This window comes from Enterobacter sp. ENT02 (assembly GCF_019219165.1).
Classification (GTDB): domain Bacteria; phylum Pseudomonadota; class Gammaproteobacteria; order Enterobacterales; family Enterobacteriaceae; genus Enterobacter; species Enterobacter mori.
The window spans coordinates 133474-147476 of the sequence record NZ_JAHUWD010000008.1 but is presented as its reverse complement, the minus strand read 5'-3'; the positions used below and the strand labels follow the sequence as shown (position 1 = coordinate 147476).

15 protein-coding genes and 1 riboswitch are annotated in these 14003 nt (G+C 57.7%); of the genes, 9 read left to right on the top strand and 6 right to left on the bottom strand.

Translation table 11 applies throughout. From position 1 onward, the window contains the following. Positions 1-283 precede the first annotated feature (283 nt). Together purH and purD are read left to right on the top strand one after the other, a co-directional pair. Entirely contained in the window at positions 284-1873 is a 1590-nt protein-coding gene (gene purH, locus KW829_RS20105; protein WP_042719113.1) for a bifunctional phosphoribosylaminoimidazolecarboxamide formyltransferase/IMP cyclohydrolase, read from the top strand. Between the two features lie 15 nt (positions 1874-1888). Beyond that, entirely contained in the window at positions 1889-3181 is a 1293-nt protein-coding gene (gene purD, locus KW829_RS20100; RefSeq protein ID WP_218308902.1) for a phosphoribosylamine--glycine ligase, read from the top strand. Between the two features lie 48 nt (positions 3182-3229). Here purD and KW829_RS20095 read toward each other — a convergent pair whose 3' ends face one another. The 6 genes from KW829_RS20095 to nudC all read right to left on the bottom strand — a co-directional run bounded on the left by KW829_RS20095 (position 3230) and on the right by nudC (position 7582). Beyond that, complete coding sequence (locus tag KW829_RS20095; protein WP_218308903.1) at positions 3230-3922, bottom strand: DUF1481 domain-containing protein; 693 nt, start codon at positions 3920-3922, stop codon at positions 3230-3232. An 11-nt stretch (positions 3923-3933) separates the two neighbouring features. Next, positions 3934-4206, bottom strand: a complete 273-nt coding sequence (gene hupA / locus KW829_RS20090; RefSeq protein WP_002445246.1) for a nucleoid-associated protein HU-alpha — start codon at positions 4204-4206, stop codon at positions 3934-3936. A gap of 186 nt (positions 4207-4392) precedes the next feature. After that, a complete protein-coding gene (locus KW829_RS20085) occupies positions 4393-4983 on the bottom strand; it encodes a YjaG family protein (protein ID WP_003862310.1) in 591 nt (196 codons plus the stop codon). 41 nt (positions 4984-5024) lie between these two features. After that, the gene (nfi, locus tag KW829_RS20080) at positions 5025-5696 is read right to left on the bottom strand and encodes a deoxyribonuclease V (RefSeq protein WP_182946198.1); all 672 of its coding nucleotides are present in this window, start codon (positions 5694-5696) and stop codon (positions 5025-5027) included. 9 nt (positions 5697-5705) lie between these two features. After that, a complete protein-coding gene (hemE, locus tag KW829_RS20075; protein WP_218308901.1) occupies positions 5706-6770 on the bottom strand; it encodes a uroporphyrinogen decarboxylase in 1065 nt (354 codons plus the stop codon). Positions 6771-6808: 38 nt separating this feature from the next. Next, positions 6809-7582, bottom strand: a complete 774-nt coding sequence (nudC, locus tag KW829_RS20070; protein WP_042715996.1) for an NAD(+) diphosphatase — start codon at positions 7580-7582, stop codon at positions 6809-6811. A gap of 95 nt (positions 7583-7677) precedes the next feature. Between nudC and KW829_RS20065 the strand changes: the two genes are divergently transcribed. From KW829_RS20065 to thiH, 7 genes are all read left to right on the top strand, one after another. Further along, the gene (locus tag KW829_RS20065; RefSeq protein WP_010425933.1) at positions 7678-8175 is read left to right on the top strand and encodes an Rsd/AlgQ family anti-sigma factor; all 498 of its coding nucleotides are present in this window, start codon (positions 7678-7680) and stop codon (positions 8173-8175) included. Between the two features lie 54 nt (positions 8176-8229). Further along, a riboswitch (TPP riboswitch) is annotated at positions 8230-8339 on the top strand. Positions 8340-8417: 78 nt separating this feature from the next. Further along, positions 8418-10313, top strand: a complete 1896-nt coding sequence (thiC, locus tag KW829_RS20060; protein WP_218308899.1) for a phosphomethylpyrimidine synthase ThiC — start codon at positions 8418-8420, stop codon at positions 10311-10313. After that, on the top strand, positions 10313-10948 hold the full coding sequence (gene thiE, locus KW829_RS20055; protein ID WP_010425936.1) for a thiamine phosphate synthase: 636 nt from the start codon (positions 10313-10315) through the stop codon (positions 10946-10948). The genes thiC and thiE overlap by 1 nt, the downstream gene beginning before the upstream one ends. Further along, entirely contained in the window at positions 10941-11696 is a 756-nt protein-coding gene (gene thiF / locus KW829_RS20050; protein ID WP_218308898.1) for a thiazole biosynthesis adenylyltransferase ThiF, read from the top strand. The genes thiE and thiF overlap by 8 nt, the downstream gene beginning before the upstream one ends. Continuing rightward, positions 11680-11880 carry a sulfur carrier protein ThiS gene (gene thiS / locus KW829_RS20045; protein ID WP_010425940.1) on the top strand — a complete coding sequence of 67 codons (201 nt, stop codon included), beginning with the start codon at positions 11680-11682 and terminating at the stop codon, positions 11878-11880. The genes thiF and thiS overlap by 17 nt, the downstream gene beginning before the upstream one ends. A 1-nt stretch (position 11881) precedes the next feature. Then, entirely contained in the window at positions 11882-12649 is a 768-nt protein-coding gene (gene thiG, locus KW829_RS20040) for a thiazole synthase (RefSeq protein WP_172701796.1), read from the top strand. After that, complete coding sequence (thiH, locus tag KW829_RS20035) at positions 12649-13782, top strand: 2-iminoacetate synthase ThiH (protein ID WP_010425943.1); 1134 nt, start codon at positions 12649-12651, stop codon at positions 13780-13782. Before thiG ends, thiH begins: the two co-directional genes overlap by 1 nt. Positions 13783-14003 lie beyond the last annotated feature (221 nt).

The following is a 14003-nucleotide window of genomic DNA, read 5'->3' as shown; positions in this document are numbered from 1 at the left end:
GTCGATGGAGGCGCATTATAGGGAGTTCTCCGCAGGCCGCAACCGCTAAATGACAGAAAAATGACTGACTGCTGCATTACACAGCAAAACCCCGCCTTATACCTTTTTACACACAGACTTATCCACAATGATGCGAAAAAGTGAAAATGTGCGAGCGTTGCGCAAACGTTTTCGTTAAAATGTTCGCACTTAACAAGGATGCCCCGTCAGGTGTGTTAGATGAGTTTTTCGCAGGAAAATTCATCTAACGCTCTCTGTAATCGTGAAATCCAGGGGATTTACCATGCAACAACGTCGTCCAGTCCGCCGCGCTCTGCTCAGTGTTTCTGATAAAGCCGGTATCGTCGAATTCGCTCAGGCACTTTCTGCACGTGGCGTAGAGCTGCTTTCTACAGGCGGTACCGCTCGCCTGTTAGCAGATAAAGGTCTGCCGGTAACCGAAGTGTCCGATTACACCGGTTTCCCGGAAATGATGGATGGACGCGTCAAAACCCTGCACCCGAAAGTGCACGGCGGCATTCTTGGTCGTCGCGGTCAGGATGACGATATTATGAAACAGCATGACATCGCGCCAATCGACATGGTGGTTGTTAACCTCTACCCGTTTGCCCAGACCGTTGCCCGCGAAGGCTGTTCTCTGGAAGATGCCGTAGAGAATATTGATATCGGCGGCCCAACCATGGTGCGCTCCGCGGCCAAGAACCATAAAGATGTGGCCATCGTCGTAAAGAGCAGCGATTACGAAACCATTATTAATGAGATGGATGCCAACGAAGGGTCACTGACGCTTGCAACGCGTTTCGACCTCGCCATCAAAGCCTTCGAACACACCGCCGCGTACGACAGCATGATCGCCAACTACTTCGGTAGCCTGGTACCGGCTTACCACGGCGAAAGCAAGGATCCTTCTGGCCGCTTCCCGCGCACCCTGAATCTGAACTTCATTAAGAAGCAGGATATGCGCTACGGCGAGAACAGCCACCAGCAGGCTGCCTTCTATATAGAAGAAGAGGTAAAAGAAGCCTCTGTTGCGACTGCCCAGCAGGTTCAGGGCAAAGCGCTCTCCTATAACAACATTGCCGACACCGACGCCGCGCTGGAATGCGTGAAAGAGTTCAGCGAGCCAGCCTGCGTTATCGTTAAGCACGCCAACCCATGCGGCGTCGCGGTAAGCACCTCTATTCTGGATGCCTACGATCGCGCCTACAAAACCGACCCGACCTCCGCATTCGGCGGCATTATCGCCTTCAACCGCGAGCTGGATGCTGAAACCGCACAGGCCATCATCTCCCGTCAGTTCGTTGAAGTGATCATCGCGCCATCCGCATCCGAAGAAGCGCTGAAAATCACCGCAGCAAAACAGAACGTACGCGTACTGGTTTGCGGCCAGTGGGCAGAACGCGTGCCAGGCCTGGACTTCAAGCGCGTGAACGGCGGTCTGCTGGTTCAGGATCGCGATCTGGGTATGGTGACAGAAGCCGACCTGCGCGTGGTGACCAAACGTCAGCCGAGCGAACAGGAGCTGCGTGACGCGCTGTTCTGCTGGAAGGTCGCGAAGTTCGTCAAATCCAACGCCATCGTCTACGCGAAAGAGAACATGACCATCGGAATAGGTGCTGGCCAGATGAGCCGCGTCTACTCCGCGAAAATTGCGGGTATTAAAGCAGGCGACGAAGGACTGGAAGTAAAAGGCTCCGCCATGGCTTCTGACGCCTTCTTCCCGTTCCGTGACGGTATCGACGCGGCAGCCGCTGTAGGGATCACCTGCGTGATCCAGCCTGGCGGCTCAATCCGCGACGACGAAGTGATTGCCGCCGCCGACGAACACGGCATCGCGATGATCTTCACCGATATGCGCCACTTCCGTCATTAATTCCCGGAGCAGAAAATGAAAGTATTAGTCATTGGTAACGGCGGGCGCGAGCACGCTCTGGCGTGGAAAGCGGCGCAGTCCCCTTTGGTAAAAACCGTCTTTGTCGCACCGGGTAATGCAGGCACTGCGCTGGAACCCGCGCTGCAGAATGTGGCTATCGGCGTGACCGACATTCCGGCGCTGCTGAGCTTTGCCCAGAACGAGAAAATCGATCTGACGATTGTGGGCCCGGAAGCCCCTCTGGTGATTGGCGTCGTTGATGCGTTCCGCGCGGCAGGTCTGACAATCTTCGGCCCAACGGAGGGTGCTGCACAGCTGGAAGGCTCCAAAGCCTTCACCAAAGATTTCCTCGCACGTCACAATATCCCGACGGCGGAATACCAGAACTTCACAGAGGTGGAGCCCGCCCTGGCCTACCTGCGTGAGAAAGGCGCACCGATTGTCATTAAGGCCGACGGTCTGGCCGCCGGTAAAGGCGTGATCGTGGCGATGACCCTCGAAGAAGCAGAAGCCGCGGTTCAGGATATGCTGGCAGGTAACGCCTTCGGCGATGCGGGCCACCGCATCGTGATCGAAGAGTTCCTCGACGGCGAAGAAGCGAGCTTTATCGTGATGGTCGACGGCGAGCACGTCCTGCCGATGGCCACCAGCCAGGACCACAAGCGCGTGGGCAATGGCGATACCGGCCCGAATACCGGCGGGATGGGTGCCTACTCCCCTGCTCCGGTAGTGACTGACGAAGTACACCAGCGCACCATGGATCGCATCATCTGGCCTACCGTGAAAGGGATGGCGGCGGAAGGTAACACCTACACCGGTTTCCTTTACGCAGGTCTGATGATCGACAAGCAGGGCAACCCGAAGGTTATCGAATTTAACTGCCGCTTTGGCGATCCGGAAACGCAGCCCATCATGCTGCGCATGAAATCCGATCTGGTGGATCTGTGTCTGGCGGCCTGCGAGGGCAAGCTCGACGAGAAAACCTCAGAGTGGGACGAGCGCGCGTCCCTGGGCGTGGTGATTGCTGCGGGGGGTTACCCTGGCAACTACAACACCGGGGATGAGATCCACGGCTTACCGCTGGAAGAGATTGAAGGCGCGAAGGTATTCCACGCCGGAACGAAGCTGGCTGATGATGACCGCGTCCTCACCAACGGCGGACGCGTGCTGTGTGCGACCGCGCTGGGCCATACCGTTGCAGAAGCGCAGAAGCGTGCCTATACGCTGATGGCGGATATCCACTGGAACGGTAGCTTTAGCCGTCAGGATATCGGCTATCGCGCGATTGCGCGTGAGCAGGGCGAGTAATTTCACACCCTCACCCTAACCCTCTCCCTTTGGGAGAGGGGATTTACGTCAGAAACTCTTCTCTGTCGGCTGCCAGGTACAGAAGTCTTCGTTCGCCACCAGCAGCAGTTGAGAGCCTTCCGGCGCTTCCAGCCACGCCACACTCACTTCCATTGATGAATGACGCTGACGGCGTTGAATGTGCTCGGTTGCCCAGGATTCGAGCTCAGGCTTGACCGTCTGCCCTTCACAGGTTGTCACCGTCCCATCGGCATGCCAGCGCCCCTGGCGCAGCACAACGCGTCCCAGACGAAGCGCATCGCTGGTCTGGCGGATTTGTTCAGCGCGATAGCGGTAAAGGGCGATTTGATCGCTGGAAAGTTGCTGTTTTTGACCGCTGACTTCACGCTGCATAAAGCTCAGCTCGCCATGGTCGTCAAAACGCACTTTCACGTGTTCGGGGGTCTTGCTGTAGACATTCAGTTCAATCAGCGACAGGTCATCTCCCTGCCAGCGATATTCTGCCGTCGATGTATTGCCGTTATGCCACGGGCTGAAGGCAGAAAGCAGATGCACTTCGCCGCCGGAATCTTTGCGCCAGATCCTGACCGCGCCCTGGTTGTCCGCGTAACCGCTGGCGGTAAACGGAGGGAGGGAGGAATCGTGGCTACAGGCTGACAGCAACAGCACGCCTGTCAGCGCGAGCGTTCCACGCCAGAATGACAAAAGGGGCGTTGCCGCCCCTTCGTTAAAACTGTTCACTGCCACGCGTCTTACTTAACTGCGTCTTTCAGTGCTTTACCAGAAACAAATGCCGGCACGTTAGCTGCGGCGATTTTGATTTCTTTACCGGTCTGCGGGTTGCGGCCAGTACGCTCAGCGCGGTGGTTCACTTTGAAGGTACCGAAACCAACCAGTTGTACAGCATCGCCTTCTTTCAGAGACTCAGTAATAGCAGCCAGGGTAGATTCCAGAGCAGCTTTAGCCTGCACTTTAGACAGATCAGCCTTGTCCGCAATTACATCAATCAGTTGAGTCTTGTTCATAAGTTATCCTTTCAATGTGTTTATCGCTTGCTAAGCATCGAGTGCGACGAAAATGCCAAAAAAGCACTCTCCTGCATACACGCACCGATAGCCACTTTTTTTCGCCCCCCAAATGTAGACCAGACGGGGGGCAGAAGGGAAGAGTCGAGGAGTGACAAAACAGGCGTTAAATCACGTTTTGTTGTCTCATTGGTTAAAAATTATACCAATATTGCTCTCGCCGGCCTCACGTAAGTCCGCACGCAGCCCTTTTATCAGCTCGATATCGCGTTCTTCGCACTCTGCCAGCAGGCGGAAAATTTCCCACTGGATGTCCCATTCCTGTTCAACCGCCGGGTTGGCACGCAGCTCTTCGTCGGTCATTTCGCGACCTTCCTGGGTCATTTCGAGCATCGCGACGGTCGTAATGGACGCTTTACTGACTTCGATGGCATGCTCCAGCGTTTCACCACTCAGGCGGGAGTGGATCAGCTCACTTAACGCCACGCAGGCATCAATCGCCGGGTAGACACCGTACAGGTCAAAATCATCCGCAGCGGGGATCGCCTCTTCCAGCTTTTCCAGCTGGGAGTCAAAATTCACCTTCGCGTCTTTTACCGTGAGCGTTTCCCAGATTAAATCCAGGATACGACGATAAATCTGGCCTTCGCCAAACGCTGTCTGCTTGCAGAACGCGGCATAGTTGGGATACATGCGCTCGCACAGGCAAGCCATAAAGGTCACGTGCTGCCAGCTTTCCAGCTTCTCAAGGCGCAGATGAATCGGGTTTTGTAACATGATGATGTCTCGAATCGAAAATTAGCCGCAGTTTACCTGAATCACGGCTGAATTTCCTGCCAACGAATGAATGCCGGGCGCGAGGAGGCGACAGCATCTGCCCAGCGCGTCGGCTCCGGTAAGCGGTAGCCCTTCATGCAGCGCTGTACCCACGCCAGGGCGCTGTCCATGCTCACCCGGTGACCGGTGGCGATAAAGAGCGGGTTACAGCGCGCCTTGCTGCGCCAGACCCACGCTAACTGCTCGCCTTTATGGATAAGCGGCGCCAGCGCGCCCGGCTCGGCGGAGAGAGGTTCAAACGCGCCGCACAGGCGTTTCTTGGCGACGCCGATGGTCGGCACATCCACCAGCAGCCCAAAGTGGCTGGCAACGCCTAAACGGCGCGGGTGTGAAATACCGTGTCCATCAACAAACAGCAGGTCAGGTTTTTGCGAGAGTTGCTCCCACGCTGCCAGCAGCGCGGGATATTCGCGAAAGGAGAGAAAGCCCGGAATGTACGGCATGGTGGTCGCGATACGCGCCACCTTGTACTCCACCAGCTCAAGCGAAGGGTATTTCAGCACCACCATCGCCGCTCGCGTCACTTCCCCACCCTGCTCGAATCCGACGTCCGCTCCGCCAATATACTGCGGGGGATCCTTATCCAGACGATCCTCGCGGATCACCGATGAAGCCAGTTCGAGTTGTTGAGCGCGTAGCGACGCGAGATCCATAACCACTCCTTACTTGTGATACTGGGCAGAAAGCCGATGCACCGCCTCCACAAATACGCCAGCGTGTTCTGGCGGCACATCCTGATGAATGCCGTGGCCAAGGTTAAAGACGTGGCCTTCACCCTGGCCGAAACCAGACAGTATAGTCGACACTTCTTCTTCAATGCGGGCTGGCTGAGCATAGAGCATGGAGGGATCCATATTACCCTGCAGCGCCACTTTGTCGCCCACGCGATGGCGCGCATCGGCGATATCGCTGGTCCAGTCGAGACCCAGCGCGTCACAGCCGGTCGCCGCCATCGCTTCCAGCCATTGACCGCCACCTTTGGTGAACAGCGTCACCGGCACGCGGCGGCCTTCATTTTCCCGCAGCAGGCCGTCGACGATTTTGTGCATGTAATACAGGGAGAACTGCTGATAATCGCGTCCGGTCAACACGCCGCCCCAGGTATCGAAAATCATCACCGACTGCGCACCCGCTTTAATCTGCGCGTTGAGGTAGAGCGTGACGCTCTTTGCCAGCTTGTCGAGCAGCGCATGCAGCGCCAGCGGCTCGGCGTACATCATCTTTTTAATCATGGTGAAGGCTTTGCTGCTGCCCCCTTCCACCATATAGGTCGCCAGCGTCCACGGGCTGCCGGAGAAGCCAATCAGCGGCACTTCACCTTTCAGCTCGCGGCGGATGGTGCGTACGGCGTTCATCACATAGCCCAGCTCGCCTTCCGGATCGGGGATCGGCAGCTTATCAACGTCGGCTTTGCTTTTGATTGGGGAGGTGAAACGCGGACCTTCACCGGTTTCGAAGTACAGGCCAAGGCCCATCGCATCCGGAATGGTCAGAATATCCGAGAAGAGGATCGCAGCATCCAGCGGGAAGCGGCGCAGCGGCTGGAGCGTGACTTCGCAGGCCAGCTCGGCGTTTTTGCACAGCGACATAAAATCGCCCGCCTGCGCGCGCGTGGCTTTGTACTCTGGCAGATAGCGTCCCGCCTGGCGCATCATCCACACCGGGGTGACATCAACGGGCTGGCGCAGCAGCGCACGCAGATAACGATCGTTCTTCAGTTCGGTCATTTTTGCAGTTCCTTAAGCGTCATGGCCTCAGTGTAACACTACTCATACTCGGCCCGACACATCGCCACGGTATCTTCTATCAGCCGACGCGCCACGGTGCCCGGCGGAGGCAACAGCGGTAAATCGTCATAGCGATACCAGTTCGCTTCCAGCAGCTCTTTCTGATCGATAACAATCTCGCCGCTATCGTATTCCGCCATAAACGCGGTCATCAGCGACATCGGGAACGGCCAGGGCTGGGAGGTGACGTAGCGCAGGTTCTTCACCTTAATACTGCTCTCTTCCATCACCTCGCGCGCCACCGCCTGCTCCAGCGTTTCGCCTACTTCGACGAACCCGGCCAGTACGGTGTGAATGCCGTTGCGATGACGAGTATGCTGCGCCAGCAGGATGGAATCCTCCCGACGGATAGCGACGATAATGCAGGGTGCAATCTGCGGATAGTAGCGCTCGCGGCAGTGGCTGCAGAGCATCGCCCACTCGGTTTTGCTCGGGTGCATGGTATGACCGCAGTAGCCGCAGTATTTATGCGAGCGGTAAAATTCCGCCAGCTGCACGCCGCGCCCCGCCAGCTGGAACAGCCCGACATCCTGATCCAGCACCTGCCGCACAGACCCCATATCCTGGCGACGCGCTTGTTGGATCAACCACACCGGCTCGCCCTGCCACTCGCCGATCCACAGCGCGGTTTGACCTACAAGATCGAACGTTTCCGCCGTGCCATGGGGGATTTCCCCGGCGGGCAGCCATAATTTTTGTTCGTGACTGACGATCCACCAACCCAGATCTGATTTTTCAATAATACGATCCATATCTATTGCACTACCTTCGCTTCACTGACATGTTGTTAGCATTGTGGTTACATTTTGGATAAGCAGATTCAATCCTATACCTTGCGGAGTCGACCATGTTAAACCAGCTAGAAAGCCTGACTGAGCGCGTTAGAGGAAGTAACAAACTGGTGGATCGCTGGCTGCATGTGCGCAAGCATCTACTCGTGGCTTATTACAATCTGGTCGGTATTAAGCCTGGCAAAGAATCGTTTATGCGGCTGAATGAAAAAGCGCTGGATGATTTTTGCCAGAGCCTGGTCGACTACCTGTCCGACGGCCATTTCAATATTTATGAACGCATTATCCGCGAAATGGAAGGGACAACACCGTATTTAGCGGCCAGCAAACTCTATCCGCTGCTGGAAGCCAACACCCAGCAGATCATGGATTACTACGATTCCACGCTCGAGAACGCCATCGATCACGATAACTATCTTGAGTTTCAGCAGGCGCTGTCCGATCTCGGTGAAGCGCTGGAGGAGCGATTCACGCTGGAAGATAAGCTGATCGCCCTCGTGCTGGACAATGACGTGAATACCAGCAATGAAGAGAACGTCGCGCGCCCTGCTTGAGTTCTTAATCGTTAACGAGTAATTTACAACCATTCGCCCCTCTCACGAGGGGGATTTTTCTTGTCGGAGTGCCCAGTGTGAAAGCACGGGCTGAGACCGTTAATTCGGGATCCGCGGAACCTGATCAGGCTAATACCTGCGAAGGGAACAAGAGTCACACTGCTGTTGTATCGCCTGAGGGCGATCCTCTCTTGCTTCATCCGTCGTCTGACAAGCCATGTCCTTCACTTTTGGAATGAGCTATGTCTACTGCAAAACTGACCCGCCGCGAACAGCGCGCGCAGGCCCAACACTTCATCGACACCCTGGAAGGCACTGCTTTCCCGAACTCTAAACGTATCTACATTTCCGGCTCGCAGGCCGATATTCGCGTCCCGATGCGTGAGATCCAGCTCAGCCCGACGCTTATCGGCGGCAGCAAAGAGGATCCGCAGTTTGAAGACAACGAAGCCGTGCCGGTATACGACACCTCTGGTCCGTATGGCGATCCCGATGTGGCGATTAACGTCCAGCAGGGTCTGGCAAAGCTGCGCCAGTCGTGGATTGACGCGCGTAATGACAGCGAAGCGCTAAACGAGCAAAGCTCTGCTTACACTAAAGAACGCCTGGCCGACGACGGTTTGGACGAGCTGCGCTTTACCGGCCTGCTGACGCCAAAACGTGCTAAAGCGGGCAAATGCGTGACCCAGCTGCACTACGCGCGCCAGGGTATCGTCACGCCGGAGATGGAGTTCATCGCCATCCGTGAAAACATGGGTCGCGAGCGCATCCGTAGCGAAATACTGCGCTATCAGCATCCGGGCGAAGGCTTTGGCGCTCGCCTGCCGGAGAACATCACGCCGGAGTTTGTGCGTGACGAAGTGGCCGCCGGCCGCGCGATTATCCCCGCCAACATCAACCACCCGGAATCCGAGCCGATGATTATCGGCCGCAACTTCCTGGTGAAGGTCAACGCTAACATCGGCAACTCGGCCGTGACCTCCTCCATCGAAGAAGAGGTGGAAAAGCTGGTCTGGTCCACGCGCTGGGGTGCGGACACGGTAATGGACCTCTCCACCGGCCGCTATATTCACGAAACCCGCGAGTGGATCCTGCGTAACAGCCCGGTACCGATTGGCACCGTACCGATTTATCAGGCTCTGGAAAAGGTCAACGGCATTGCCGAAGACCTCACCTGGGAAGCCTTCCGCGACACGCTGCTGGAGCAGGCGGAACAGGGCGTGGACTACTTCACCATTCACGCGGGCGTGCTGCTGCGCTACGTGCCGATGACGGCGAAACGTCTGACCGGCATCGTCTCGCGCGGCGGTTCCATCATGGCGAAGTGGTGCCTTTCCCATCATCAGGAAAACTTCCTCTACGAATACTTCCGCGAGATTTGCGAAATCTGCGCCGCGTATGATGTCTCTCTGTCGCTGGGCGACGGCCTGCGTCCAGGATCTATTCGCGACGCGAATGACGAAGCGCAGTTTGCCGAACTGCACACGCTGGGCGAGCTGACAAAAATCGCCTGGGAGTATGACGTGCAGGTGATGATTGAAGGCCCGGGCCACGTGCCGATGCAGATGATCCGCCGCAACATGACCGAAGAGCTGGAGCACTGCCACGAAGCGCCGTTCTACACGCTGGGGCCACTAACAACCGACATCGCGCCGGGCTATGACCACTTCACGTCAGGCATTGGGGCGGCGATGATCGGCTGGTTCGGCTGCGCCATGCTCTGCTACGTGACGCCGAAAGAGCACCTCGGCCTGCCTAACAAAGAGGACGTTAAGCAGGGGCTGATCACCTACAAAATTGCCGCCCACGCGGCGGATTTGGCGAAAGGCCACCCGGGCGCGCAAATCCGCGATAACGCCATGTCGAAGGCACGCTTTGAATTTCGCTGGGAAGACCAGTTCAACCTGGCGCTGGACCCGTTCACCGCGCGCGCCTATCACGACGAGACCCTGCCGCAGGAATCGGGCAAAGTCGCGCACTTCTGCTCTATGTGTGGGCCGAAGTTCTGCTCGATGAAAATCAGCCAGGAGGTGCGCGACTACGCCGCCGCGCAAACCATTGAAGTGGGTATGGCGGACATGTCAGAAACCTTCCGCGCCAAAGGCGGCGAAATCTACCTCAAAAAAGAGGAGGCGTAATGTACCAGCCCGATTTTCCCCCGGTGCCCTTCCGCTTAGGGCTTTATCCGGTGGTGGACAGCGTGGAGTGGATAGAGCGCCTGCTGAAGGCTGGCGTTCGCACTCTCCAGCTGCGCATCAAAGATAAACGCGATGACGAGGTGGAAGCCGATGTGGTTGCCGCCGTCGCGCTTGGGCGTCGACATAACGCCCGCCTGTTTATCAACGACTACTGGCGGCTGGCCGTTAAGCACCAGGCGTATGGCGTGCATCTGGGCCAGGAGGACCTGGAAACAACGGATCTGAGCGCTATCCGTGTAGCCGGGTTACGCCTTGGCGTTTCAACGCATGATGACATGGAGATCGACGTGGCGCTGGCGGCCCGTCCCTCTTACATCGCGCTGGGTCACGTCTTCCCGACGCAAACCAAGCAGATGCCCTCCGCACCGCAGGGGCTGACGCAGCTGGCGAGTCATGTTAAACGTCTGGCGGATTACCCCACCGTCGCCATCGGCGGGATCAGCCTTGAACGTGCCCCGTCGGTGCTGGATACCGGCGTCGGCAGTATCGCCGTCGTCAGCGCCATCACCCAGGCCGCTGACTGGCAGGCCGCGACCGCACAGCTGTTACAGCTGGCAGGAGCAGGCGATGAATGATCGTGATTTTATGCGCTACAGCCGTCAGATCCTGCTGGAGGATATCGCCATCGACGGGCAGCAAAAACTGCTCGCCAGCCGGGTGCTGATTGTCGGTCTGGGCGGCTTAGGCGCGCCCGCCGCGCTTTATCTGGCGGGTGCGGGCGTCGGCACGCTGGTGCTTGCCGACGACGACGAGGTACATCTCAGCAACCTGCAGCGGCAAATTCTTTTCACCATGGAAGATATCGACCAGCCTAAAGCGCAGATCACCCGGCAGCGGCTGAACCAGCTTAACCCGGACATCGAGCTGATTGCCCTGCAGGAGCGGCTCGGTGGTGAACGCCTGCAGCGTGAAGTTGCCCTTGCCGACGTGGTGCTGGACTGCACGGACAATATGGCGACGCGTCAGGCGATTAACGCCGTCTGTGTGGCACATAACACGCCGCTGATCACCGCCAGCGCGGTCGGTTTCGGGGGACAGATGATGGTCCTGACGCCTCCGTGGGCGCAGGGCTGCTATCGCTGCCTGTGGCCGGACGATGCCGAGCCAGAGCGTAACTGCCGCACCGCAGGCATTCTCGGTCCAGTCGTTGGTGTGATGGGCACGCTGCAGGCACTGGAGGCCATCAAGCTGCTCAGCGGCATGGAGACGGAACGTAATACGCTGCGGATGTTTGATGCGCGCTCAAGCGGCTGGCGTCACCTGGCCTTGCACCGCGCCAGCCGCTGCCCGGTATGTGGAGGCCGCGATGCGCATTCTGTTTAACGATGAGCCAATGAAGTGCGATGACGGACTTACCGTTGCCGTGCTGCTCGAAAGGCTACGCCAGCTCAAGCCGGGAACGGCGCTGGCGCTCAATCAACAGATCCTGCCGCGCGAGCAGTGGGAACATCAGCAGGTCAATGAAGGCGACCAGATCCTGCTGTTTCAGGTCATCGCAGGGGGCTGAAATGTTACGTATTGCCGATAAAGTTTTTGATTCGCATCTGTTTACAGGAACCGGAAAATTCGCCTCGCCGCAGCTGATGGTGGATGCCATCCGTGAAAGCGGCAGCCAGCTGGTGACACTGGCGATGAAGCGCGTGGACCTTCGCCAGCATAACGATGCCATTCTTGCGCCTTTACTGGAGGCAGGCGTTACGCTTTTACCGAATACCTCCGGCGCGAAAACGGCCGAGGAGGCGATTTTCGCCGCACAGCTGGCGCGTGAAGCGCTCGGCACGCGCTGGCTGAAGCTGGAAATTCATCCGGATGCGCGCTGGCTGCTGCCCGACCCCATCGAAACGCTGAAGGCAGCTGAAAAGCTGGTGCAACAGGGATTTATCGTCCTGCCTTACTGCGGCGCCGATCCTGTCCTGTGTAAACGGCTGGAAGAGGTCGGCTGTGCCGCCGTCATGCCGCTGGGCGCCCCCATCGGCTCAAACCAGGGGCTGGAAACCCGGGCGATGCTGGAGATCATCATCGAACAGGCCAACGTACCGGTAGTGGTGGATGCGGGCATTGGCGTGCCAAGCCATGCCGCGCAGGCGCTGGAGATGGGTGCCGACGCGGTGCTGGTGAACACGGCTATTGCGGTGGCTGACGATCCGGTCACGATGGCGCGCGCGTTTCGCCTGGCGGTGGAGTCAGGTTTGCTGGCACGGCAGTCTGGCCCCGGCTCCCGCAGTGTTCAGGCGCAGGCCACCAGCCCGCTGACCGGTTTCCTGGAGGCGCTCTGATGACCACGTTTACCGATCGCTGGCGGCAGATCCACTGGGACGATATTGCCCTGCGCATCAACAGCAAAACGGCTGCGGATGTCGAGCGTGCGTTAAACGCGCGTCATCCGACCCGCGAAGACATGATGGCCCTGCTTTCACCGGCGGCCAGCGCCTACCTTGAGCCGATGGCGCAGCGCGCGCAGCGGCTCACCCGCCAGCGCTTTGGCAACACGGTGAGCTTCTACGTGCCGCTCTACCTCTCAAACCTGTGCGCCAACGACTGCACCTACTGCGGCTTCTCCATGAGCAACCGCATTAAGCGTAAAACGCTCGATGAAGGTGAGATTGCGCGCGAGTGTGCGGCCATTCGTGAAATGGGCTTTGAGCATCTTCTGCTGGTCACGGGCGAACATCAGGGGAAGGTGGGAATGGACTATTTCCGTCAGCATCTTCCGGCTATCCGCCGTGAGTTTGCATCGTTGCAGATGGAAGTGCAGCCCCTGTCGCAGGACGAGTACGCAGAACTGAAAACGCTTGGGCTGGACGGGGTCATGGTCTACCAGGAAACCTATCACGAGGCGACGTACGCCCGGCATCACCTGAAGGGGAAAAAACAGGACTTTTTCTTCCGGCTGGAAACGCCGGACAGGCTGGGACGCGCCGGAATCGACAAAATCGGCCTCGGCGCACTGACGGGGCTTTCAGACAACTGGCGAGTGGATAACTATCTGGTGGCGGAACATCTGCTGTGGCTCCAGCAGCATTACTGGCAGAGTCGCTACTCCATCTCTTTCCCCAGATTGCGTCCGTGTACAGGCGGCGTCGAACCGGCCTCGGTGATGGATGAGCGCCAGCTGGTACAAACTATTTGCGCGTTTCGCCTGCTCGCCCCGGACGTTGAATTATCGCTCTCAACGCGTGAGTCCCCGGCGTTTCGCGATCGCGTTATCCCGCTTGCGATTAACAACGTCAGCGCGTTTTCCAAAACGCAGCCGGGTGGTTACGCCGACGATCGTTCGGAGCTGGAGCAGTTTGCGCCACACGATGCTCGACGTCCGGAAGCCGTCGCTGAAGCGCTGATCGCCCAGGGGCTTCAGCCTGTCTGGAAAGACTGGGACAGCTGGCTGGGACGCGCCTCGCAATTACGTTGAAATGTGCTGCAACTACGTAAAAAAATGACGAGGCGTCTTCTGAGATAAACACCGGGCAGTTGTGAACAGGTGCCCGGTTTTTCTATTCTGCTTTCGTCAGCAACGGATGCTGTCCAGGGCGAAAAGCTTCTTCCTCGTTTCGCCCTGCCTCCGCCCAAACATAACAAAAGTTGAGAAAATAAAAATAATGAGTAATTTCTTAATGATTCTTAAGATAAATC